The sequence below is a fragment of the Nocardioides epinepheli genome (assembly GCF_037936805.1).
GTDB lineage: Bacteria > Actinomycetota > Actinomycetes > Propionibacteriales > Nocardioidaceae > Nocardioides.
The window spans coordinates 290,173-313,117 of the sequence record NZ_JBBMMC010000004.1 but is presented as its reverse complement, the minus strand read 5'-3'; the positions used below and the strand labels follow the sequence as shown (position 1 = coordinate 313,117).

Here is a 22,945-nt window from a genome sequence, read left to right as displayed (position 1 = left end):
CATCCTGCTCGTCCACGACCTCGACGTCCGCGTCATCGACGCCGCCACCGGCGAGCTGCTCCGCGAGCTCGTCATCGCTCCCAACCGCGACTACCAACCCACCGGAGCACCCCGCGGACCCACCCGCACGACCCCGAAATGACCACTCCCGGACCTACAAGTTGTAGGTCCGGGAGTTTCCGATGTCCTGAGACATCACATTTCTCCTCGGGAAGCCGTTCGAACCCACGACTCGCAGGCCCGCACGGCCGCGGCGTCACGACGATCTCGATCGAGCCCGGCTTAGCGTTGACACCGCGGGCGCTACTCGGCGTCGAGTGCGCCTCTACTCGTTGAATCTTGCGTTCCAACTCCCCCGTGAACCCCGGCCGTATGTCGGCCTTCAGCACGAGCGAAACCCTTGAGCCGTAGGGAGCAACAGCGTCCGTAGCGCGCTTCACAACGTCGAAGCACTCGTCCCAGGTCCCCTCCACAGTCGTGAACATCGCGTCCGTGCGGTTGGGCAGCCCCGACTCACGCACGACCTTGACGGCAGCCGCGACGGCTTCGGAGACGGATCCATCTTCGCGACCGTTACCGCTCGGAGCGACCGAGAACGCAACCAACATCACGCTGCTCCTTTCACCATGTCACCATTTACCCACTCCCCCTCGATGTTGGTGAACATCGCGTTGGTCTCGTGGGGAAGGCCGGACTCCCGCACCACCCGGACGGCGGCCGCCACCGCCTCCGAGACGCCGCCGTCGTCGTCGCCGGACATCGGACTGATGCTGAACGCCACGATCATGCTGGCCACGGTAGCCCGGCGCTCGAGATGGTCCAGTACCTACTCGACCAGGCGTCGGATCATCCCCGGACCGCCATGGAACGACGCGCCGACCGGGCGAAGGGCCGCTCGTCCCGGAAGTACCAGACGAGCCACGTGACCGGGAAGCACGCACCAGAAGCCCAGACCACAGGAGCAGACCCTCCGCGCCGCTTCTGACCGGCGCCGGTCAGCAGCGCGAGCCCCAGCAGCACAGCACCTGCCAACGCGAGAGCGACCGTCCCGACCATGCCTCGATTCTCCACGACCCGCCGGCCAGCACCAACCGGTGAGCGGTCAGAAGACGGAGTAGCCCGTGCCGAGATAGAAGCCGGTCTGGTTGGACTTGTCGACGCAGGTGACGCCGATGTCCTCGACCAGGCAGAGCAGACCGCCGCCGCCGGGAGCGGCGATCGCGCTTCCGTCGCCGACGAGCTTGGCGCCGGGCTCGCGGATCGTGTCGCTGTTGCACTCCGCGACCGGGTTGCCGGCCTCGCCGTAGGTGATCCGGCCGACGCTGTCGACCGGGCCGTCGGGTCCGCAGTAGTCGGCCGCGGGGACGCCCTTGCCGCTGTCGAGCTCGCACCCGATCGCGAAGTCGGACTGGAGCAGGCAGTAGGTGCCCGCCGGGGTCCGGAAGCGCTTCATCGTGGCCGGTTCGGTGCCGCGGGCGTCGAACCTGGCCAGCGCCTCGGCGTACGTCGTGGGTCCCGGGTTCGTGGGCGCGGTCGACGTAGGCGGCTGGCTCGGCGCGGTGGGCTCGGGCGGCAGCGCGGTCGTCGGGGGCTGCGAGGGTGGCGGCTTGGGCGTCGAGGTCTGGCTCGGCGACTCCGACGGGGTCTCACTGGTCGACTCACTCGGAGTCTCGCTGGGGGTCTCGGACGTCGTCACCTCGGAGGTGGGCGTGTCGGAGGGGGTCGCGTCGCCGCTCGGCTCGTCGTCGTCGCCGCAGGCGGCGACGCCGAACACGAGCAGGGCAGCAAGCATCAGGTGGGGAAGTCTGCGCACGCTCCTATCGTCCAATGGGAGGACACCCCAGACGCGGACCGACGCCCCGACGGCGCGCCGCGGGGGTCAGAACGCAGGTGACCCCGGCAGCGCGGCCGCCTCCTCGTCGTCGAGCCCGGGCAGCCGACGGCGCAGCGCGGCGAGACCGTCGCGCGCCTGCGACTTCACCGTCCCGACCGCGATCCCGAGTGCCTCGGCCGTCTCACGCTCGCTGAGATCCTCCAGGTAGCGCAGCACGATCACCGCCCGCTGTCGCGGCGCCAGCGCCAGCAACGCCCGGCGCAGGTCCTCGCGAGCCTCGATGTCCGGTGCGGCATCGACTCGCTCGGGCATCTCGTCGGTGGTGAGCTCACGCCATCGCCGACGGCGCCACCGCGACACGCTCTCGCGGGCCAGCACGGTGCGGACGTAGGGCTCCGGGTGGTCGGCGATGCGCCGCCAGTGCCGCACCGACTTGATGAGCGCGGTCTGCACGAGGTCCTCGGCGTCGGCATGGCTGCCGGTGAGCAGGTAGGCGGTGCGCAGGAGCGCGCCCCGCCGGGCGAGAACGAACTGCTCGAACCCCGCGCGGTCAGGCGTGAGCGACACGTCGGCGCCTCCACCAGAGGAATGCGGCGGCTCCGCCCGCGATGATCAGCACCCCGGCGCCCCCCGCCGCCGCGGCGACGATGCGAGGGTCGAGCGGGCTCGGCGGCTCGACGGCCTCGACGACCGGCGACGCGAGCTGGTCACCAGCCACCCGGATGCCGTCCCAGGACAACGTTCCGGCCAGGTCGCTCACGACCTCGGGATCGCCGCCGTCGACCGGATAGCGCACCAACTCCAATCCATCGTGGTTCTCGCCCTCGTCGACGCCGACGATCGTCGAGTCGTCCGCCCAACCGACGAGCGCGCGCGTGAACACGCTCCCCGGCAGATCGCGAAGCTTGCCCTCCGGAGCGCCGATCTGGACTGCCGCCCGCAAGTGCTGGGCTTTTAGCGTTCGCGCGGAGGCCTGGGTCGCGAACCGCTGCCCGTCGGGCGAGAGCACGACCGTGCCGCTGCCACTGACGGACGCACGAGGCAGCAGCTCCACCGGACTCGCGGGTGCGGCGACGTCCACCGCGAGGTAGACGGCGCGATCGGTGTCGACCACCACGACGTCGCCGTTGCCATTGGTCGACTCCAGCAGCCACGACTGCGACTGCGGCAGCTCGACCGGCTCGCCGGCGCTCGTCCAGGTCTCGGCGACGAGGTCCTCGGTGACGCCGTCCTCGGTGCCAGCACCCGATGTCACCTCGGAGATCGGTCCGTACTGCGCGACGAGAGTCTCGTCGTCGGCCCACAGGAGTCGGATCGCGACGATCCCGGAGCCCGACTCGACCTCGCGCCGGCGCACCTCTCCCGTGCCGGTGTCATAGACCGCGTAGCCGGTGACGGATCCGTTCGGATCGCCGTCGGTCGTCCACCAGGCGACCTGGGTGCCGTCGGGCGAGAGGGCCAGATCCTCGTCGAGCGGCACGTCCGGCAGGTCGAGGAAGCGGTACTCCTGGGTGCTCGCGACGACGCCCACCACGGCGGGGACCCCGCCTCCCCAGGTGCCACGCTCGGCCGGCATCACGGCCACCAACGGCCCGGGAGCGCCCTCGTCGTCAGGCAGCCAGGGGCTCGGGTCGTAGAAGCGGTCCGGCAGGCCTTGCTCGCCTCCGGCCGCGACCGGGAGCGGCTGCGGTCCGGTCCGCTCGAGCGCGGTGCCGGTCGCGAACGCCGCGAGCAGCGCCACCACGACCACCACCGCTCCCGCGGCAGCGCGGCGACGGCGTCCGTCGCGCCTCCCCTGCCGCCACAGGGAGTCGGTCTCGGTGTCGAACGCGTGGGGAGCGTCGTCGGCCAGGTCGTGCAAGCGCTCGGCGAGCCTGGTGGGTGTGGTCATCGGTCCTCCTCGGGCCTCTCACCAGCACTCACGTCACGACCCAAGCACGGGGAGGGGTGGCCGCGCGGACTATTTCCGCGAACACGCCGCCGCCCCGGCCACCACCTCGTGAAGAGGGGTGCCGGGGCGGTGGAGTGCGCGGGTCAGCCGCGGCGCAGGTTGCGCAGCACGTACTGCATGATGCCGCCGTTGCGGTAGTAGTTGGCCTCGCCGGGGGTGTCGATGCGGACGACGGCGTCGAACTCGACGTCCTTGTCACCGCCGGTAGCCACGACCTTGACGGTCTTGGGCGTGCGGCCCTCGTTGAGCTCGGTGATGCCGGTGATGGAGAAGGTCTCCTCGCCGGTCAGGCCGAGCGAGTCGGCGTTCTGGCCCTCGGGGAACTGCAGCGGGATGACACCCATGCCGATCAGGTTGGAGCGGTGGATGCGCTCGTAGGACTCCGCGATCACGGCCTTGACGCCGAGCAGCGAGGTGCCCTTGGCGGCCCAGTCGCGCGAGGAGCCCGAGCCGTACTCCTTGCCCGCCAGCACGACGAGCGGGACGCCGGCGTCGATGTACTTCTCCGAGGCCTCGTAGACCGTGGTGACCTCGCCGTCGCCGAGGAAGTCGCGGGTGAAGCCGCCCTCGGTGCCGGGCGCGATCTGGTTGCGCAGGCGGATGTTGGCGAAGGTGCCGCGGATCATCACCTCGTGGTTGCCGCGGCGCGAGCCGTAGGAGTTGAAGTCGCGCTGCTCGACGCCGTGCTCGGCGAGGTACTTGCCGGCCGGGCTGTCCTTCTTGATCGCGCCCGCGGGCGAGATGTGGTCGGTGGTGACCGAGTCGCCGAGCTTGAGCAGCACCCGCGCGCCCTCGATGTCGGTGACCGGCTCCGGCTCGTCGGGCATCCCGTCGAAGTAGGGAGGCTTGCGGACGTAGGTGGAGTCCTCGTCCCACGCGAAGGTCTTGCCCTCCGGCGTGGGCAGCGAGCGCCAGGTCTCGTCGCCGGCGAAGACGTCCTGGTAGCTGTCGCCGAACATCTCGGAGTTGATGGCCTCGCCGATCACCCGCTCGACCTCGGCCGGCGAGGGCCAGATGTCCTTGAGGTAGACGTCGTTGCCCTCGGAGTCCTGGCCGAGCGGGTCCTCGAAGAGGTCGACGTCCATCGAGCCGGCGAGCGCGTAGGCGACCACCAGCGGCGGAGAGGCCAGGTAGTTCATCTTGATGTCGGGGTTGATCCGGCCCTCGAAGTTCCGGTTGCCCGAGAGCACCGAGGTGACCGCGAGGTCGGCCTCGTTCACCGCGGCCGAGACCTCGGGGATCAGCGGGCCGGAGTTGCCGATGCAGGTGGTGCAGCCGTAGCCGACGAGGTTGAAGCCGAGCTTGTCGAGGTACGGCGTGAGGCCGGCCTTCTCGTAGTAGTCGGAGACGACCTTCGACCCGGGGGCCAGCGTCGTCTTGACCCACGGCTTGCGCGCCAGGCCCTTGTCGACGGCGTTCTTGGCCAGCAGCGCTGCCGCGATCATCACCGACGGGTTCGAGGTGTTGGTGCACGAGGTGATCGCGGCGATCGTGACCGCGCCGTGGCCGAGCTTGAGCGACTGGCCGTCGATCTCGAAGTCGATGGTCTTGTCGGGCTCGTCGGTGTAGTCGGCGAGCGCCTCGCGGAACTTCGGGCCGGCCTCGCTGACCTCGACGCGGTCCTGCGGGCGCTTGGGACCGGCCAGGCTCGGGACGACGGTGGCCAGGTCGAGCTCGAGCTTCTCGGAGTAGCGCGGCTCGGCGTCGGGGTCGTGCCACAGGCCCTGGGTCTTGGCGTAGGCCTCGACCAGCGCGAGCTGCTCGGGGGTGCGACCCGTGAGCTTGAGGTAGTCGATGGTCTGCTCGTCGATCGGGAAGACCGCGATGGTGGAGCCGAACTCGGGGCTCATGTTGCCGATGGTGGCGCGGTTGGCCAGCGGCAGCGCCGAGACGCCCGGGCCGTAGAACTCCACGAACTTCCCGACCACGCCGTGCTGGCGCAGCATCTCGGTGATCGTCAGCACCAGGTCGGTGGCGGTGGAGCCCTCGGGCAGGTCGCCGTTGAGCTTGAAGCCGACCACGCGCGGGATGAGCATGGAGACCGGCTGGCCGAGCATCGCGGCCTCGGCCTCGATGCCGCCGACGCCCCAGCCGACGACGCCGATGCCGTTGACCATGGTGGTGTGGGAGTCGGTGCCCACGCAGGTGTCGGGGTAGGCCTGCTGCTCGCCGTCGACATCGCGGACCATCACCACGCGCGCGAGGTGCTCGATGTTGACCTGGTGCACGATGCCGGTGCCGGGCGGCACGACCTTGAAGTCGTCGAAGGCGCCCTGGCCCCAGCGCAGGAACTGGTAGCGCTCGCGGTTGCGGTCGTACTCGATCTCGACGTTGCGCTCGAAGGCCTCGGGCGTGCCGAACACGTCGGCGATGACGGAGTGGTCGATGACCATCTCGGCCGGCGCGAGCGGGTTGATCTTCGTGGGGTCGCCGCCGAGGTCGGCCATCGCCTCGCGCATGGTGGCCAGGTCGACCACGCACGGGACGCCGGTGAAGTCCTGCATGATCACGCGCGCCGGCGTGAACTGGATCTCCTTGTCGGGCTCGGCGTCGGCGTCCCAGCCGGCGAGCGCCTTGATGTCGTCGGCGGTGATGTCGGCGCCGTCCTCGGTGCGCAGGAGGTTCTCCAGCAGCACCTTGAGGCTGAACGGCAGGGACTCGACGTCCAGGCCGTCACCCTTCACCGCATCCAGGCGGAAGATCTCGTACGACGCCCCGTCGACGTCGAGGGTGCTCTTGGCTCCGAAGCTGTCCTTGCTGGGCATCAGCCGTCTCCTCGTGGGTGCTCATATGACCGTCGCCCATCTTGCCGTCGCGCCGCGAACGGGCGGTAGTAAGGCAGACCTAAGGGACGGCTCTCGGTATCTTCTGATATCTCTTGACATCAAGATACATGAAGTCGAGGCACTTCCCAACCCCGACCCGCCGCTTCTTGCGATCCGCAGTTACTGCGGACAATCGGGATAGTCCCGGCCGATTGCGTCCCTCAACCCCTGGTTTCGGGACTCATTCGGCCGGGACTATCCCGGAGGTGGGCCTGCTCGCGGAGCCTCAGGCAAGCATCCCGAGACGCTTGGCCTCGGTGACGTACTCGCCGTACTCGTCCAGGAGGGCCTCGATGAGCGCCTCGTCGGAGAGCGCGTCGATGGAGCCGATCGGCTTGTAGTCGGCGTTGTCGATGACCCGCTCCTCCAGGTCGTCGAGCTTCTGGAGGAACTCGAAGGACTCCGAGCCGATCGAGAGGAACTTCCAGAAGATCGGGGCCGTCGACACCTCGATCAGCGCCTGGACGGCCTTCGGCTTGGAGTTGGGCGCACCGTCGGTCAGGAAGATCGCGAACACCGGCTCGGCCGCCGGCTGGAGGTTGGCCGGCAGGGCGACGTCGACGGCGCCCTCCACCTTCTTCTTGCGGCCGAACAGACCGCGCTTCTCCGCGCCGGGCTGCTGGATGAGCTGCGGGGGCGGGAAGCCGAAGTGGTCTCGCACCAGATGGAAGGCACCGGCGTAGTCGGTGGTGCCCATCCGGCGTCCCTCGGTGAGCCGGTTCACCGCGCCGGCGTAGTTGTCCAGCGGCACCTCGCCGAGGTAGGCGGCGTTGGAGTCGAAGACGAAGAAGTCGATCGCGCCGTCGTCGTCGAGCTGGGTGGCGAGGGCGAGGATGCGCTCGGTGAGGTTCTGGACGCGGCCCGAGCTGTACTCCCGCGTCATCGACCCGCTGTAGTCCATCACCACCGCCACTTTGGCGCGGGTGCCGAACAGGTTGCGCTTCTCGAGGCTGACCCGTGCGGTCTTGGCGAGATCGACCAGACCGGGTGCGGTGGACTGGACCTTGTCGAGCGAGATGGGCATCCATGGGCCTTTCGGAGGGCGTTGTGGTTGACGCCCCCCATCCTGCTCGACAGGTGGTGAACCAAACTTCGCCGCGCGGTGTCGTATCCGGGGACCGCCGTTCGTGGAGGAGATGAACCGCACCCACACCGACCAGAGTCCACCAGGAGGACACCATGCGCACTCTCATCGCCACCGCCTTCGTCTCGCTCGACGGCGTCGTCGAGGCCCCCGGCGGCGAGCCCGGCTACCGCAACAGCGGCTGGACCTTCAAAGCCGTCGAGCACGACGACGCCGCCTACGAGCTCAAGGGTCGCGAGCAGGACGAGGCCGGCGCCCTGCTTCTCGGGCGCCACAGCTACGAGGCGTTCGCGCCGGTCTGGCCCGACATGACCGAGGTCTTCCCGCGGTACAACCAGCTCCCGAAGTACGTCGTGTCGACCACTCTCGACGAGTCGGCGCTCGAGCCGCGCTGGCCCGCCACGATCCTGCGCAGCCTCGACGACGTCGCCGCCCTGAAGGAGACCGACGGCGGCCCGATCTCCGTCCACGGGAGCGCCAGCCTGGTGCGCAGCCTCACCGACGCCGGACTGGTCGACCGCTTCCACCTGCTGGTCTTCCCCGTCCTGCTCGGCGCCGGCAAGCGGTACTTCAGCGAGACCGACAAGACCATGCAGACCCTGCGGGTGGTCGAGAGCCAGACCTACGGCAACGGCGTCCAGAAGCTCGTGTACGACGTCGTCCGTTGACCCCGGCGCGGCCGGCGGGTAAGTTCTCGCGCTTGTGCGCCAACTCGGGAGGATCTACGGACGCCTCCTGATCGCAGGCTTCCGGCGGCAGTCGACCTACCGGCTCGCGGCCCTCGGCGGACTCGCCGCCAACCTCACCTTCGGCCTCCTGAAGCTGGCGATCCTGTCGGCCGCGGTGCGCACGACGTCCGGCGACCTCGGGGGCTACGACCTGGCGACCATGAGCGCCTACATCTGGATCTCCCAGGGGCTCCTCGGCTCGGTCAACCTGTACGGCCGCCTCGACCTGGTCGACCGGGTGAAGACCGGAGACGTCGCGGTCGAGTTCCTCCGGCCGATCGACCTCCAGGCCGCGACCCTCGCGACCGAGCTCGGCCGCGGCCTGTTCACCCTGCTCCCCCGCGGCCTGCCGCCGCTGCTGGTCGGCATCCTCGTCGGGATGTCCGGTCCGTCCGGGTGGCTCGGCTGGCTGGCCGGGCCGATCAGCCTCGTGCTGGGGATGCTCACCTCGTACGCGATGGTCTATCTCATCGCGGTCGCCGGGTTCTGGCTCGTCGACGTGCGCGGGATCCAGATGCTCTACATGGCCGTCGCCGGCTTCCTCGGCGGGCTGTACGTGCCGATCTGGATCTTCCCGGAATGGCTCACCACGCTGGCGGTCGCGACGCCGTTCCCGGCGATGCTGATGTATCCCGTCGACGTCCTGTCCGGTCGCGCCGAGGGCTTGGAGATCGTCGGGCTCCTCGCTGCCCAGGCCGGCTGGTTGTTGGTCCTGCTCGCCGTGGGTCAGGCGCTCACGCGCGCGGGACGTCGCGTGCTGGAGGTGCAGGGTGGCTGAGTCCTCCGCCCTCGCGGTGCGGCTTCGGCCCTACCGCGCCGTCCTGGTCTCCCGGATGCGCTCCCAGCGCAGCTATCGCGCGAGCTTCCGGATCGACGTCGTCGGCACCATGCTCGTGGGCGTCATCGAGCTGGCCGAGATCTGGGTGCTCTTCCACGGCGCCGGACAGATCGGCGGCGTGTCGTTCACCCAGATGCTGCTGGTGTTCGGCCTGGCCGAGTTCTCCTTCTCCATCGCCGACCTGTTCTTCGGGCACTGCGACAGCCTGCCCACCTACCTGCGCGCCGGGACGCTCGACGTCTTCTACCTGCGGCCGCAGCCGCTGCTGCTGCAACTGGTGACCAGCGACATCAGCCTGCGCCGGTTGGCTCGCGCGACCGTGGGGGCGGTCTGTCTCGTCGCCGGGCTCGCGGCCAACGACGTGGAGTGGTCGGTCGGCGCCGTCGTGCTGGTGGCGCTCGCGATCGTCTCCGGGATCGTCACGTTCTCGGCGCTCTTCGTCACCGCGGCGGGCCTCCAGTTCTTCCTCATCGACGGCGCCGAGCTCACCAACGCCTTCGTCTACGGCGGCAGGTACGCCGCCACCCAGCCCGCGTCGGTGTGGCCGCGCGGCATCGTCGTCCTGTTCGGCATGGCCTTCCCGGTCGCGTTCACCGCCTACCTGCCGACGGTCACCCTGCTCGGGCTGCCCGGCTCGGAGTGGCTGCCGGCGTGGCTGGGTTGGTGCGCCCCGCTGGCCGCGCTCTGGGCGGTCGGTGTGGCCGGGCTGGCCTGGCGCGTCGGCGTCCGGCACTACCAAGGAGGAGGCGGATGAGCTCCGCGATCATCGAGTGCACCAGCCTGACCCGCGAGTTCCGGGTGCGCGACGGCCTGCGACGACGTCGACTGGTGGCCGTCGACGACCTCACCCTGACCGTCGAGCCCGGCGAGGCGGTCGGCTACATCGGCGCGAACGGCGCCGGGAAGTCCACGACGATCAAGATGCTCACCGGGATCCTGGTCCCGACGACCGGCACGGTGCGCACCTGCGGTCTGCGACCCGTCCCTGACCGGCGTCGCCTGGCCCGTCAGGTCGGCGTCGTCTTCGGCCAGCGCTCGCAGCTGTGGTGGGACCTCCCGGTGCGCGAGTCCTTCCGCCTGCTCGCCGCGATCCACGGGCTCGACGCCGCCGCCGAGCGCGCCCGCACCGACGAGCTGAACGAGCAGCTCGAGCTCGGCGAGTTCCTCGCGACGCCCGTGCGCCAGCTCTCGCTCGGGCAGCGGATGCGCGCCGAGGTCGCGGCCGCGCTGCTCCACTCCCCTCGCCTGGTGATCCTCGACGAGCCGACGATCGGGCTCGACGTCGTCTCGAAGCAGCGGCTGCGTGAGTTCCTCATCGCCGAACGGCACGCCCACGGCACGACCCTGCTGCTCACCACCCACGACATGGGCGACATCGAGCGGCTGTGCGACCGCGTCGTGGTCGTCGACCACGGAAGTCTCGTGTTCGACGGTACCCTGCCCGGCCTCTCGCGCACGGTCGGTGCGGAGCGGGTGATGGTGCTCGACCTCGCGGCCCCCTCGGCCGACCTGCTGGGCATCCCGGGCACGCGGCATCTCGGCAGCGAGGCCGGCGGCCTGCGCCAGAGGCTCGGGTTCGACCCCGACGTCACGACCGCCGCCCAGGCCCTCGCCGCCGTCTCCACCCGGGCCGAGCTCCTCGACCTCGCCATCGAGGAGCCCGACATCGAGGACGTCGTCCGGAGGGTCTACGCCGCGCGGCGGTGAGTTGTCCACAGCCTGCCGCTCGACCGTTCCGGCGGGCCGCCGATCCGGGTAGGTTGCCGATGTCGGCGGTCACTCGGGAAAGGCCACGGGGATGGGGATTGGGCGATCGGCGCGGACGGCGATCTCGGCTGCGGCGCTGCTGGTGATGCTCGGCGGACTCGCCGCCTGCAACGGCGATCCGGAGCCGAAGATCGCGGACCCCACGACGCCGTCCGGGTCGACGTCGAGCGATCCGCCGCCGTCGTCGACGCCAACTGCGCCGACCGACCCGCCGACCGACTCGCCGACCACGTCAACCCCACCCGAAGACGAGAGCGCCGCCGAGTTCCTTCGACGATGGCAAGCCGCGTCAGACGAGATGCAGAACTCCGGCGACACGGCTCCGTATCTAGCGCTTACTCGCGGGTGCAAGTCCTGCAACGACGTGGCCGCCATTGTCGACCGGTACTACGCAAAGGGCGGCTTCATCCGGTTCGAGGGTACGGAAATCATCCGTATCAAGAACACGGGAACTTCGCGCGACATCCGTCAGTTCGACGTGGCACGACGGTTCGGGCAGACCGAGTTTGCGACGGGCGCAGGCAAGCGAACCCAGCGATATCCGGGAGGTAGCGATCGGATCCGAATCACGATCAAGCGCGAGGGGGCATCGTGGGTCGTCAACCGGTACGCGGTCCTGGTCTGAGCGCACTTGCCATCGCTCTTGGGATCACAGTTGTGGTCTCGACTCCGAGCCCCAGTCTCGGCGATCGCCGCCACGTCAATGTGAGCATCGAGCATGCAGGTGCTCAACAGGAGTCAGATGAGTCCAAGTCCACTCCGATCCCCGTGACTCACCCAAGTCAGACGACTTCAAGTTCCGGGGGCAGCACGAATGTGAACACCGAGGTTCGCCCACAATGCGGTCTCGGCGAAGGCACTTGCTACGACGGTCCGCCCGTCTGTTTCAAAGATGGTAATGAGGGCGAGGTCTACGACGTCTTTGTCGACGGCGTCGACGTTGACGACGTATGCATCACGGGCGCCCCCGGCGAGCCTCCTGTCGCGCCAGTGGTCACCCCTGGCCTCGTCTCACGGGAGTTCCAGCGTTTCCACTGGCCGGCCAGCGCACTGACGATCCAGCCGCCCGGCGGGAAGACCGCGGTCAACTTCGACACCTACTACTTCACCGACAACACCACCCCACGCACCCAGACCGTGCGACTCCTCGGCCAACAGGTCACCATCGAAGCCACACCAGCCCAATACACCTGGCACTACGGCGACGGCACCACCGACACCACCACGACCCCCGGCGGCCCCTACCCCACCGGCGACGTCATCCACCAATACCTCCGCAAGGGCCAGGCCTCCCCCAGCCTCGACACCACCTACACCGGCCGCTACCAGGTCAACGGCGGCCCCTGGCACGACATCCCCGACTCCCTCACCGTCCCCGGCCCACCACAACAACTCGCGATCATCGAGGTCCGCCCCACCCTCGTCGGCTACTGACCGAGTCTTCGCGCTGGCTTGGCCTGATGGGCCTCTCCCCAGTCATCCACGGGTCCCTTGTCATCCACGGGTTGGGTGCCCGCTTCAATACCACCGCTGGACGGGCCGCCCTCGGGTAGACTGCAGTCACTCCGGAGGCCGCACTTTCAGCGGCCTGGAACGAACGATCCGGCATGGCAGGTGCACGATGACAGTCCTTCCGGTCAACCTCGACGACGACCTGATCGAGCTGCTCGACGCCCAGGCGGCCGCATCGGGCACCTCCCGTAGCGAAGTCCTGGCCGCGGCCATTCGGCGTGGCCTGGGCGGAGGCCGACTGGCGCAGACCTTGGCGGCCTACCGGATTGAATCGGAGATCGGGGAAGATGACGCGCTGGCGCTTGCGAAGGCCGAGATCGCGGCCGCTCGCGCCGAGAGCAACACCGCGTGAGCGGTGCTCCACCGAGGCGGGTCGTCATCGATCCGAATGTGTTTGTCTCCGCCACGATCACTCCCGCCGGGGGACTCGGCCCGCTCATCGGCCTGATCGATGACGGAACCTTGGTGCCAGTCGTGACCCAGCACCTGGTGGACGAGGTGGTCGACGTGCTTGGCCGGCCGAAGTTGGCCAAGTACGTCAAACCCGGAGTCGGAGCCGCGTTCGCACAACAGATGCGACAACTGGGCGAGTGGCATGCCGACATCGTCGACCCGCCGTCGGTCACTCGGGATCGAGGTGACGACTACCTCGTGGCCCTTGCCCAAGCTGCCAGAGCGGATGCGATCGCGAGCGGTGACGACGATCTCCACGCCGCCATGCCCTTCGGCGTCGATGTGCTCACACCCCGCGAGCTCCTGACCCGCCTCGGACTCTGACCAGCCGCGTCACCACGACGCCGCAGGCCCTGGGCCTGTGGACGAACCCTGCGAACCGCTTGCCCGGTCCGCCGAATCGGCGCGGTAGGGCAGGAGCAACGAGCCGACCAGCAGCGCGGCCGCCAGCAGTCCGGAGACGATGCGGACGTGGTTTCCGGCGACCCAGCCCGAGAGCCAGGACCTCCAGCCGTCGTGCTGGGTGGCGGCATCGAGTGCGGCGAGCGTGTCGTTGCGAGGCACGTTGAACGCCACGGTCACGCCCACGACGCCGACGACATAGACCCCGACACCGGCCAGCACCAGGAGCGAGCCGGGCTCTCGGGCGAGCAGGGCGCGGGCGGCCAGGACGAGGCCGGCGAGACCGGGTACGAAGAGCAGCACCATGAACGAGACCGAGCGTGGCGCCTCGAGGTTGATCTGCTGCATCGCGGCCATCGCGTCGGCGTCGGAGAGTCGTCGCAGACCAGCGGTCGTGAAGGTGGAGTAGGTCAGGAAGGCACCCCCGGTTGCGGCGGCACCGAGCGCGGTGACAGCCGTAGCGAGTTCCCAGGCGCGGCTCACGACGGCGTGCCACTCACGCTCGCGAACGCCGCGGCGAGGTGCTCGCCGACATCGCGCGCAGGGCGACCGAGGGCGGCCGGCACCCCGTCGCCGGGCGTCACGTTGCGGCCGTCGAACACCGTCCCGAACAGCGCCGTGAGCAGCCCGACCATCACCTCCGGCATGCCGGCAGTGCGCCAGCCGGCCGCCGCCCGGTCCATCGTGAGGCGGGCGAACTCGACCCGCCGGCCCGAGACCACCGAGACCTCCGCGGCCAGCTCGGCGAAGGTGAGGGAGCGCGGGCCGGTGACCTCGTAGACGCGGCCCTCATGGCCGGGCTCGAGCAGGGCTGCGACGGCGACGTCGGCGATGTCGTCACAGTCCACGAACGGCTCCGGGACGTCGCCCACCGGCAGGGCGATCACGCCGTCGGCCACCATGTCGGCGAAGCCGCCCTCGGTCAGGTTCTGCACGAACCACGAGGCGCGGACCACGGTGAGCGCGGGCCCGGCCTCGCGCACCGCCGCCTCGGCGGCCTGTGCCTCATCCTCCCCACGACCGGACAGCAGCACCAGCCGGTCGACTCCGGCCGCGCGTGCCGCTGCGGCGAATCGGGCGACGGTCTCGACGGCGCCGGGCACGATCAGGTCCGGCGAGTAGACGACGTACGCGGCGCGGACCCCCTCCAACACGGGCATCCAGGTGCTCTCGTCCTCCCACGAGAAGGAGGGAACGGTGTGCCGGGTGGCGGCGCGGGTCGGGACACCGCGATCCCCCAGCCGCTCGAGCACCCGGCGGCCGGTCTTGCCCGAGGAGCCGAGGACGAGCACGGGTCGGTGGTCGTGCATGGACGGCAGGTTCTGTGTGGTCATGTCGTTCAGTCCACACCGTCTCGGTGAGACGTTCCATATCCAAGACGCGCAGTTCCATCAGTATCCGTCTCGCACTGATAACGTGCTCGACATGGACGCCGTCGCCGCGATGCTGTCCGGCCAGCACGCCGAGAACGCCTTCGTCATCAGATCCGACCTGCAGGCGCCCTGGTCGCTGCGTCTGGAGGACCGCTCCCCACTGACCGTCATCGTCCTGCTCCGGGGCACCGCGGTCCTCACCATCGACGGCGAGCCGCCGGTCGACCTGGCCGCCGGCGACGCGGCCCTGGTGAAGGGCACGGTGGACTACACCCTCAGCGACCGCCCGGACACCCCGCCACAGGCGCTGATCGGCCCGGGCCAGCTCTGCACCAAGCCCGACGGCAGCCCGCTCTCGGACTTCCGCGACCTGGGCACCAGGACGTGGGGCAACGTGTCGCGCGGGAAGGACCCGGAGACGGTGGTGCTGACGGGGTCCTACCCGCGAGGCGGCCAGCTGGGTCATCGGCTGGTCGACCACCTCCCGCCGTCGATCGTGATCGGCTCTCGACAGGCGCCTGGCGCCGTCGCGACCGTGGTCTCGCTGCTCGCCACCGAGCTCGCCGCCGCCGACGCCGCGCAGGACGTCGTCCTCGACCGCCTCGTCGACCTCCTCACGGTGTCGCTCCTGCGCGCCTGGTTCGACGACGACGCGCACCGGCCCGCCTGGTACGCCGCCTACCGCGACCCCGTGGTCGGCGGGGTGCTGAGACGCATCCACCACGAGCCGGACCGGCCCTGGTCGATCGACTCCCTGGCCCGCGACGTCGGCGTCTCCCGCGCCACGCTCGCGCGCCAGTTCAGCCGGCAGGTCGGCGAGCCGGTGATGAGCTACCTGACCCGCTGGCGGCTCGACCTCGCCGCCGACCTCCTCGAGACCACCGATCTCACCGTGGAATCGGTGGCCACCCGGGTCGGCTACGGCAGCGCCTTCTCCCTCAGTGCCGCGTTCTCCCGCCACCACGGGCTCAGCCCCACCGCGTATCAACGTCGAACGCAGACCGGGCTCCAAGCGGTCGGCGAGTAGCGGGACCGCCAGGAGCTCACTCCGGCAGCAGCAGCGCGACGCATTCGACGTGGTGCGTCATCGGGAAGACGTACATGACATTGAGCGTAGGTGCGATCCATTGCGGTCTCGTGCGCGCATGAGGGTGCAAAGCGACCCTGACCTGCAGCGATGCCGATCGGACGCGTGCGCCCGGCGGCCGGCAGCTGCGGACGATTGTGAACGAAAGTGAGCCCAATCCGAGCCCGCCCGACGAGAGACGCAAGCGCCCGCACAGATTCACAAGCCCCAGCGACGTGGAGCCGGGTCAAGCTGACTTGCGACATCTGATTCCTGGGCCCCGTCACGCTGACCTGCAGCAACGACCCTTCAAAGAAGAGCCGCGACTGTCGGTCCCACCCTGTTGAATCACCGATGTGACTGATGCTGCCGCAGGCTTGACCGAGGAGATGGTCTCGGTAAAGTGGCAAGAGATCGCAACCCCTCATCGACCGGCTGCAAGAGCGCACGGACGACTCAGACGACTTTCCCGTGCATCCCCACTCGCCGCTCGCGCGGGACAATGCGTGGTCGGACCAGTACCAGGTCTCGCACGCCGTGATGGCCGGGATCGTGTCGGGCACCGACCACATGCACGCTCTCAAGACGCTGGTCGTCGACGCGCAGAAGCTCCACTGGGCCGCGCCAGCTTCGCTGGTCCGCGGATGCCTGGAGAACATGGCGACCGCGTTCTGGATCCTGCACCCGCGCTCGCGTTCCGAGCGCGTCACTCGGACGTTGCAGTGGTACATGCAGAACGCCAAGGACCAGCACAAGGCCATCTATCCGCTGGGGATAACGGACTACAAGCCGCAGGACCAGCGCGTTGCGAAGATCCTCGCGGTCGCAGAGAAGCACCCGGGTCTCGACGTAAAGGCTGTGAAGGGCGGCTACTTCAGCACCGCGGTCGTGACGTACGCCGATGGGCTTGCAGATCCGGGCGGCCTAGGCGTGCTCTTCCCGTGGCAGCTGTGCTCGGGCTTCGCTCACGGCCGGCCCTGGGCACCGCTGTCGTTCTCGGAGCGTGAGGAGCGCGAGACCGACAGCCCGAATGTCGTCGGCATCCGGTTCACGAGCGACATGACCCGCGTGCTGTACCTGGTCATGGCCGCCATGAACCTGACCCAGGCTGTGCTCCGCACCTATCAGGAGCGCGCGCGGCCGTTGTACTGATGCCCGCTCAACTGTCGGGGGTCAGACCTACATTCCAGTCATGACAGAAGCCGCCAAGCGCCGAATCCTGAGCCATATCTCCTGGCCGGACAACCAGCTCGTGGCCGATGCCGAGGCGCTTCTCACCCGGTTCGACTGCGCACGGCTCGAGGACCTTGAAGACCACCTGTTCGGCCTCCTCCCCGAGGACCCCGGGGACGTCCGCGTCTACGCTGACGAAGACAGCGTCACCATCACAACCGGTCAGGTGGCGATGTGGAGTCTGACCTTCCCCTTCGACGGCGACTCCTTCGACGCCTACCTCTTCGAGCTCGACGAGCGTGCGACTCTCCAAAACGTGCTGGACCAGCTCCCTGAGAAAGACGATTGGATCGCTGAGGGCCGGTCCGACTTCACTCCCAAGATGGCGTGGCTACTACGGACGACGCCGGAGGAGTTCCGTGCGGCGCTCGATGACGGGTGGCATCCCCTCGACCTGGATTGGGTGGGGTCCACAAGCAACCCGAGCCACTTCTTCTGGACGGGCTCTGCCATCGTCGGTCTCGACAATTGCAACGCGTACGTGTTCCGCGAGACCGACTCCGAGCTGGGTCACGAGCTCAACGGCAAGCACTACGAGGAGGTCGCGTGGACGGCGGACATCTGGGATGCCGGCAGCTTGCACTTCGAGTGGTTCTCTCCGTTCGTTCGTAATGCCCTTGCCGACGAGCCTCGCGGCTCGTGCCCTACCTGCGGTAGCGGTGAGGTGATCCACGTGCTGTTCGGGTTTCCCGCGCAGCCAGCGGCTCTTCCCACCTGGGTCAGGCTGGGTGGCTGCGTGATCGAGGGACAGGTCCTCGACCGCGCCTGTGACGCGTGCGGTCACGAGTGGCGGTCAGCCACCGCCGAGTGATGTTCACGAATCGACTGATCCCCGGCAAGGGATCCCACGAAGATTCGGTCTGGCTCGATAGCCTGCAGGCGGCAGCGCCTGAGATGCGGGTTGCAGTGTGTCTTGGCGATGGAAGGGGTGGCGACGCTTGAGCGTCCGGTATATCGGCAGCAAGGCTCGAGTAGCTGACGCCATCGTCGACCTGGCGGGCCCGGTGGGGCGGGGTCGCTTCGTAGATGCCTTCTGCGGCACCGGCTCTGTCGCCGCGACAGCGGCCAATCGAGGTTGGGCGGTCGCCGTCAACGACGCGATGCCGTCGGCGGTTGCAATGACGACTGGCGCGCTCGTCGGATACGCCGATGTCCCGTTCGAGAAGCTCGGCGGCTACGACGTCGCCTGCGCATACCTTGATGCGCTGGAGGGCCAGCCGGGCTTCGTGCACAGCGAGTACAGCCCCGCGTCCGAGGCTCACGCCGGCATCGCACGCATGTACTTCACTGAGGAGAACGCGGCTCGTCTGGACGCGATGCGCAGCCAGATCGCTGAGTGGTCTGCTGACGGGGTGCTCAGCCTCAACGAGGAGCGGCTCCTCCTGGCCGACCTGATGCAGGCCGCCAACAGGGTCGCGAACATCTCCGGGACATACGGCTGCTTCCTCTCGTCGTGGACCAGCAACGCGCTGCGGCCGGTGGAGATGCGGGCTCGGGAGCTGCCGAACCGTGGCACAGACTTCACCGCGCGCGTCGGCGATGTCTTCTCGGTCGAGACCACCGCTGAGGACGTGGTCTATTTCGATCCGCCCTACACGAAGCGCCAGTACGCGGCGTACTACCACCTGCTCGAGACCCTCACCGCTGGCGATCGCCCCGAGGTCGGTGGCGTGACAGGACTGCGCCCTTGGCGCGACAAGGCGAGCGAGTTCTCGTACAAGAGCCGTGCGCTGGACGCGCTCACGCGGCTGATCATGGGAACGACCGCACGGAAGGTCCTCCTCAGCTACAGCAACGAAGGCCACGTCGACCGCGAGAGACTCCTGGCGGCGCTGTCCGAGGCCGGCCGCGTGACCATGCACCCGATCCAGACCATCGGCCGGTACCGCCCCAACGCGGCAGCATCGGCAGCCGGTGACTCCGTCCAGGAGTACGTCATCGAGGTCGAGCCGGTGCCAGCTCGCGAGCGGACCAACAGCCGGCGCCTGGGACAGGCGGTCTACGCGTGAAGAGCCTCGAGGAGTGGCTGCTCAAGGCCACGAACGATCTCCTGAGTCGCGCTGCTGACGAGCTCTTCGCAACCGAGGACCTCACGGACGCTCGACTCAGCGTCCTCGAGGTAGTGGCCTCGCTGCACGCTGGTTGGACGGCCGAGGAGTACTGGGCTCACACCCGTGAGGTCGCACCTGCACCTGCGGTCGACCCGGGACCGTGGGCCGAGAAGGTCCTCGAGAGCGTAACCGGAACTGAGATCCCGGTCCCCCTCGCGCTCGCGGCGCTGTCGCGCGAGGTGCTGCCGCCCGCGCAGCAGCGGAAAACCGGCGCCTACTACACCGACTGGCGGCTCGCCCAGATGCTTGCCGGTGCCAGCGTGCCGCGAGTCAAGGCGGACGGGCCGTGGGTGGACCCTGCCTGCGGCTCGGGCATCCTGCTAGTCGCCGCCGTCATGGCGGTGAACCCTCAGGAACGCGACGCACTGATCCGTGACCGTCTGTGCGGGGCTGACCTCGCGGAGCGAGCACTGCGAGGCACGCTCCTCTCGGTGGCGAGCCTGGCCACCGACCTCGAAAGCGTCGTTGCCTTCCAACGCAGGCTGATGTGCGGCGACAGCCTCCGAAGCGGACAGGTCTGGAACCAGCTCGCGCCGGACGGCTTCGCGCTGGTCATCGGCAACCCGCCTTGGGAGCGCCTGCGCACGTCGCGCCACGAGGTCGCCGCAGCGAGCGGCAAGGCGCGGCACTACGGCCAAAGCTTCGATGCTGAGGTCGACCTGTCCGAGTCGAGGAGCGAGATTCTCGACTACCTCGAGCGCGTCGTCACCGGAACCCGCCTGCAGGGCAAGGGCGAGCACGACCTTTACAAGCTGTTCCTGGAGCTCGGCCTCGGAGTGGCCGCCGAGGACGGCATCGTCGCGCAGCTGGTCCCGGCCGGTCTGATCCGCTCACAGGGCACGGAGACGCTCCGCCGGGAGCTCGACGCGCTGTCGCGCGACCTGCAGCTCCTCGTGCTCGAGAACCGACAGCGTCACTTCGCCATCGACTCGCGCTTCAAGTTCCTGGCGGTCGTTGGACGCGTCGGAGACGGCCGGCGGCAGCCGATCGCGCTGCGCGTTGCTGACCGCACTGGCAGGCTCCCCGACAAGGCGGTGAAGATCAGCCGTGCCGAACTGCTGCGAGTCCGTGCGGACCTGTCGGTACCCGAGGTGCGCACCGACGCTGAGTGGGAGCTCTTCGCGCGCCTGTCGCGCGAGGGCATCAGCGTGCGAGATAAAAACGGGCCGTGGAGGCCGTGCTACCGGCGCGAGCTCGACATGACCAGCGACCAGCGGAACTTCGAGCGCACCCAGGCGCCGGATGCGCTTCCCGTCATCGAGGGCCGTCACGTCGCGCAGTTCCGCAACCGGGCGAAGGCCTACCGCTCCGGGGAGGGGCGTGCCGCGCTCTGGGAGCCACTTCCCCTCGGCCGGGCGGCGCTGACGCCGCAGTGGTTCATCCGCCCCGAGCGACTGAAGCGAGGCGCGAAGGCCGGCGCGGCTCGCTCGCGAGTGGGCTTCTGCGACATCACCGGTCAGACGAACGAGCGCAGCCTTCTGGTGGCGCGGGTCCCGGCGGGCGTCGTTTGCGGCAACAAGGTGCCCACCCTGACGTTCCCCGAGGGCGGTGCCGACCGCGAGGACCTGTTCGTCGCACTGGCGAACTCGTTCGCCGTCGACTGGGTCGTGCGCCGACTCATCACGACCACCGTGAACTTCTTCCTGCTCGACTCGGTGCCGTTGCCACCCATCACCGAGGACTCCCCCACGGGTGCTGAGCTTGTTGAGCTGACTCGGCTCATCGCAGGGTCCGAAGGCAGCGCGGCGCCGGATCTCTGGCAGGTCGCGCAGTGGCGGGCACGCGCTGATGCCTTGGTGGCGGCCGCGTGGGGCATCACAGTCGATGACATGCGGCTCGTGCTTGAGGACTTCCCGCTCATCGACCGCGGCCAGCCACCGTTAGCTGGCGAGCCGCGCTCCACGGTGACGATTGATCTGGTCTTGGCCACGCTGGCCGAACTTCTGGGCGAATCCGCACCCGCGGCGGCGCAGCGCGTCCAGAATGCGAGGGGCGTCGGGGCAACGCCCTACATCCCCGCCGAGTACGCCTGAGAGGACTCCATGAGTACCGCACCGAAGCCGCACCCCGAACTCCTCGTCTATAAGGAGATCGGACCTGGTGACATGAGGAAGCTCCTAGCAGAGTCGAATGACGCGGACACCGGCGGTGGTGCTCGCGACCTGCGGCTGCCCTGGAAGACGTTCCGCTCGGTGATGCACCGAATCTTCACCGACGAGGCGGTCGCCAGGGGTGGTAAGAAGATCCGCACAGCTCAGGTCACCTACAAGGACGCCAACGGCAAAACCTCGCGGACGACCTTGGAGTACTGGCCCGCGACTACCTCACGTCCGGCCGAGGACCGGGTGTCCAAGGTCCACTCCAACCCGGCGCTCGCCGGCGGTCGTCTGCCCGACCAGGACAAAGGGCGCGTGTTCTTGCTGTTCATCCGGTGGAGCAACGGGGAGATTCGGACCTACTACGCCTACGAGGACGAGCTCCGGACCCCCGGAAAGTGGGCAGCCGAGGTCCGCAGCGCCCTTCTGACGTGCATCGCGGACACTGACAACAGGAACTCCGAGCGCGCGGGCAGCCTGCTGAGCGTGCAGGGGTACTACGACTTCCTCGACGGGACGGTGCACTGTCATGCCAACGGATGAGCCCTCCATCGAGCCGGATGTGCGGGAGGTCCTGAAGGCCCTCGCCACGCGCAAGAACGTCATCGTCTCGGGGCCGCCGGGCACCGGCAAGTCGCGGCTGCTGAACCAGGTCCGTGACCTGTTCGAGTGGCACGACAGCGAGATGGGCGCCGATCCCGACGGCGACATTCCGCTTCCTGAGGAGCGTGGCGAGATCCCCGAGTGGTTTCCGAGCGCACACTGCACCGAGGAGCGGCACACGTTCGCGACGGTCTTCGACCAGAACACCAAGTACCGCGACTTCATGCGCGGGCTGGTTCCGAAGGTGGGCGAGGCGGGCGTCTTCGAGGTCACCAAGGGAACGCTGTACCGAGCGTCGGTACACGCGCTCGAGGAGGGCAACGCTGCCCTCGTCATCGTGGACGAGATCAACCGCGGCCCCGCGGTTGCCGCGTTCGGCTCGGCTCTTGTGGGCCTTGAGGCTGACAAGAGATTGGGTGCTCATGGCGAGCGGCTCCCCACGACCCAGCAGTTCGAGCTGCTCGGTGACGGGGGTGAGCTGGTGACGTTCGCCTTGCCTGCCGACCTGTACGTGCTGGCCGCGATGAACGAGGCGGACACCAGCGTGGAGCCCCTCGATGTCGCGTTCCTGCGTCGCTTCGCTCCCTTCCGGCTCGAGCCCCAGCCGGCTGTCCTTCGTAGGCACTTCGGCCTGTCGGAGGAGCCCACCGAGGTGAAGTCGGAGCCCGGCTCGCCGGAGGACATCTACGAGGCTCTGGCACAGGCGTGGACGGCCCTGAACAAGCAGGTGCTGCTCGCTCGAGGCGGCGCGTACCAGCTCGGTCACGGTGCGCTGATGCACCGGGACGCGCCCACGAGCAGCCTGAAGGCAGCACAGGACTACGCCGCCGAGGCTTGGGCCACCCTCCGCGCCCATCTCGACGAGGTGTTCTTCGGCGACACCCGCGCGATGGTCGACGTCCTGAAGGTCGAGGAGGAGGCCAGCCCGTACGACCTCGAGGAAACGACGTTCGCCGGCCAGTCGGTCAGTCGCATCACCGGTCCCCTCCGGCCGAACGCCACTGAGCTCCACAAGCTGCTGGCGACCATCGCCAAGGGCTGATGGACGCCAAGTCGAGGCTCGTCCTCC

Annotated in this window: 23 protein-coding genes and 1 pseudogene; 15 read left to right on the top strand and 9 right to left on the bottom strand. The window is 68.8% G+C overall.

Annotation, left to right across the window (positions count from 1 at the left end; translation table 11 throughout):
• Positions 1–323: 323 nt before the first annotated feature.
• The 7 genes and pseudogenes from WMR31_RS08075 to WMR31_RS08045 form a co-directional block, all read right to left on the bottom strand.
• A pseudogene (locus WMR31_RS08075) lies at positions 324–608 on the bottom strand (thiamine-binding protein); the annotation flags it as partial.
• Positions 608–787 carry a thiamine-binding protein gene (locus tag WMR31_RS08070; RefSeq protein WP_445321614.1) on the bottom strand — a complete coding sequence of 60 codons (180 nt, stop codon included), beginning with the start codon at positions 785–787 and terminating at the stop codon, positions 608–610. The gene WMR31_RS08070 and the pseudogene WMR31_RS08075, both read right to left, overlap by 1 nt.
• A 315-nt stretch (positions 788–1,102) precedes the next feature.
• Positions 1,103–1,813: a RodZ family helix-turn-helix domain-containing protein gene (locus WMR31_RS08065; protein WP_340538273.1), complete on the bottom strand. Its 711-nt coding sequence runs from the start codon at positions 1,811–1,813 to the stop codon at positions 1,103–1,105.
• Between the two features lie 66 nt (positions 1,814–1,879).
• Positions 1,880–2,401: a SigE family RNA polymerase sigma factor gene (locus WMR31_RS08060; RefSeq protein WP_340538272.1), complete on the bottom strand. Its 522-nt coding sequence runs from the start codon at positions 2,399–2,401 to the stop codon at positions 1,880–1,882.
• Positions 2,385–3,725 carry a hypothetical protein gene (locus tag WMR31_RS08055; protein ID WP_340538271.1) on the bottom strand — a complete coding sequence of 447 codons (1,341 nt, stop codon included), beginning with the start codon at positions 3,723–3,725 and terminating at the stop codon, positions 2,385–2,387. The genes WMR31_RS08060 and WMR31_RS08055 overlap by 17 nt, the downstream gene beginning before the upstream one ends.
• Before the next feature lie 143 nt (positions 3,726–3,868).
• A complete protein-coding gene (gene acnA / locus WMR31_RS08050; protein WP_340538270.1) occupies positions 3,869–6,550 on the bottom strand; it encodes an aconitate hydratase AcnA in 2,682 nt (893 codons plus the stop codon).
• Positions 6,551–6,836: 286 nt separating this feature from the next.
• Entirely contained in the window at positions 6,837–7,634 is a 798-nt protein-coding gene (locus WMR31_RS08045; protein WP_340538269.1) for a VWA domain-containing protein, read from the bottom strand.
• 155 nt (positions 7,635–7,789) lie between these two features.
• Here WMR31_RS08045 and WMR31_RS08040 point away from each other — a divergent pair, with 155 nt between their 5' ends.
• The 8 genes from WMR31_RS08040 to WMR31_RS08005 all read left to right on the top strand — a co-directional run bounded on the left by WMR31_RS08040 (position 7,790) and on the right by WMR31_RS08005 (position 13,316).
• Complete coding sequence (locus WMR31_RS08040) at positions 7,790–8,362, top strand: dihydrofolate reductase family protein (RefSeq protein ID WP_340538268.1); 573 nt, start codon at positions 7,790–7,792, stop codon at positions 8,360–8,362.
• Between the two features lie 34 nt (positions 8,363–8,396).
• Positions 8,397–9,200, top strand: coding sequence for an ABC transporter permease (locus WMR31_RS08035; RefSeq protein WP_340538267.1), 804 nt, complete (start codon positions 8,397–8,399; stop codon positions 9,198–9,200).
• Positions 9,193–10,014 (top strand): ABC transporter permease, encoded by an 822-nt coding sequence (locus tag WMR31_RS08030; RefSeq protein WP_340538266.1) that lies wholly within the window; start codon positions 9,193–9,195, stop codon positions 10,012–10,014. The genes WMR31_RS08035 and WMR31_RS08030 overlap by 8 nt, the downstream gene beginning before the upstream one ends.
• Complete coding sequence (locus WMR31_RS08025) at positions 10,011–10,967, top strand: ABC transporter ATP-binding protein (RefSeq protein ID WP_340538265.1); 957 nt, start codon at positions 10,011–10,013, stop codon at positions 10,965–10,967. Before WMR31_RS08030 ends, WMR31_RS08025 begins: the two co-directional genes overlap by 4 nt.
• Before the next feature lie 91 nt (positions 10,968–11,058).
• A complete protein-coding gene (locus tag WMR31_RS08020) occupies positions 11,059–11,652 on the top strand; it encodes a hypothetical protein (protein ID WP_340538264.1) in 594 nt (197 codons plus the stop codon).
• Positions 11,653–12,017: 365 nt separating this feature from the next.
• Positions 12,018–12,461: a hypothetical protein gene (locus WMR31_RS08015; RefSeq protein WP_340538263.1), complete on the top strand. Its 444-nt coding sequence runs from the start codon at positions 12,018–12,020 to the stop codon at positions 12,459–12,461.
• Between the two features lie 187 nt (positions 12,462–12,648).
• Positions 12,649–12,891: a ribbon-helix-helix protein, CopG family gene (locus tag WMR31_RS08010; RefSeq protein ID WP_340538262.1), complete on the top strand. Its 243-nt coding sequence runs from the start codon at positions 12,649–12,651 to the stop codon at positions 12,889–12,891.
• Positions 12,888–13,316 carry a putative toxin-antitoxin system toxin component, PIN family gene (locus WMR31_RS08005; protein WP_340538261.1) on the top strand — a complete coding sequence of 143 codons (429 nt, stop codon included), beginning with the start codon at positions 12,888–12,890 and terminating at the stop codon, positions 13,314–13,316. Before WMR31_RS08010 ends, WMR31_RS08005 begins: the two co-directional genes overlap by 4 nt.
• A 9-nt stretch (positions 13,317–13,325) precedes the next feature.
• Here the strand turns inward: WMR31_RS08005 and WMR31_RS08000 are convergent, their stop codons facing one another.
• Complete coding sequence (locus WMR31_RS08000) at positions 13,326–13,877, bottom strand: anthrone oxygenase family protein (RefSeq protein ID WP_340538260.1); 552 nt, start codon at positions 13,875–13,877, stop codon at positions 13,326–13,328.
• The gene (locus WMR31_RS07995) at positions 13,874–14,728 is read right to left on the bottom strand and encodes an NmrA family NAD(P)-binding protein (RefSeq protein ID WP_340538259.1); all 855 of its coding nucleotides are present in this window, start codon (positions 14,726–14,728) and stop codon (positions 13,874–13,876) included. Before WMR31_RS07995 ends, WMR31_RS08000 begins: the two co-directional genes overlap by 4 nt.
• A gap of 91 nt (positions 14,729–14,819) precedes the next feature.
• On the opposite strand from WMR31_RS07995, the gene WMR31_RS07990 reads away from it, so the two are divergent.
• The 7 genes from WMR31_RS07990 (at position 14,820) to WMR31_RS07960 (ending at position 22,918) form a co-directional block, all read left to right on the top strand.
• Positions 14,820–15,794: an AraC family transcriptional regulator gene (locus tag WMR31_RS07990; RefSeq protein WP_340538258.1), complete on the top strand. Its 975-nt coding sequence runs from the start codon at positions 14,820–14,822 to the stop codon at positions 15,792–15,794.
• Between the two features lie 510 nt (positions 15,795–16,304).
• Entirely contained in the window at positions 16,305–16,985 is a 681-nt protein-coding gene (locus WMR31_RS07985; protein WP_340538257.1) for a hypothetical protein, read from the top strand.
• Between the two features lie 40 nt (positions 16,986–17,025).
• On the top strand, positions 17,026–17,877 hold the full coding sequence (locus WMR31_RS07980) for a hypothetical protein (RefSeq protein WP_340538256.1): 852 nt from the start codon (positions 17,026–17,028) through the stop codon (positions 17,875–17,877).
• Between the two features lie 127 nt (positions 17,878–18,004).
• On the top strand, positions 18,005–19,075 hold the full coding sequence (locus WMR31_RS07975) for a DNA adenine methylase (RefSeq protein ID WP_340538255.1): 1,071 nt from the start codon (positions 18,005–18,007) through the stop codon (positions 19,073–19,075).
• Positions 19,072–21,210 (top strand): hypothetical protein, encoded by a 2,139-nt coding sequence (locus WMR31_RS07970; RefSeq protein ID WP_340538254.1) that lies wholly within the window; start codon positions 19,072–19,074, stop codon positions 21,208–21,210. The genes WMR31_RS07975 and WMR31_RS07970 overlap by 4 nt, the downstream gene beginning before the upstream one ends.
• 9 nt (positions 21,211–21,219) lie before the next feature.
• A complete protein-coding gene (locus tag WMR31_RS07965) occupies positions 21,220–21,816 on the top strand; it encodes a hypothetical protein (protein ID WP_340538253.1) in 597 nt (198 codons plus the stop codon).
• Positions 21,803–22,918, top strand: a complete 1,116-nt coding sequence (locus WMR31_RS07960) for an AAA family ATPase (protein ID WP_340538252.1) — start codon at positions 21,803–21,805, stop codon at positions 22,916–22,918. Before WMR31_RS07965 ends, WMR31_RS07960 begins: the two co-directional genes overlap by 14 nt.
• Positions 22,919–22,945: the final 27 nt, after the last annotated feature.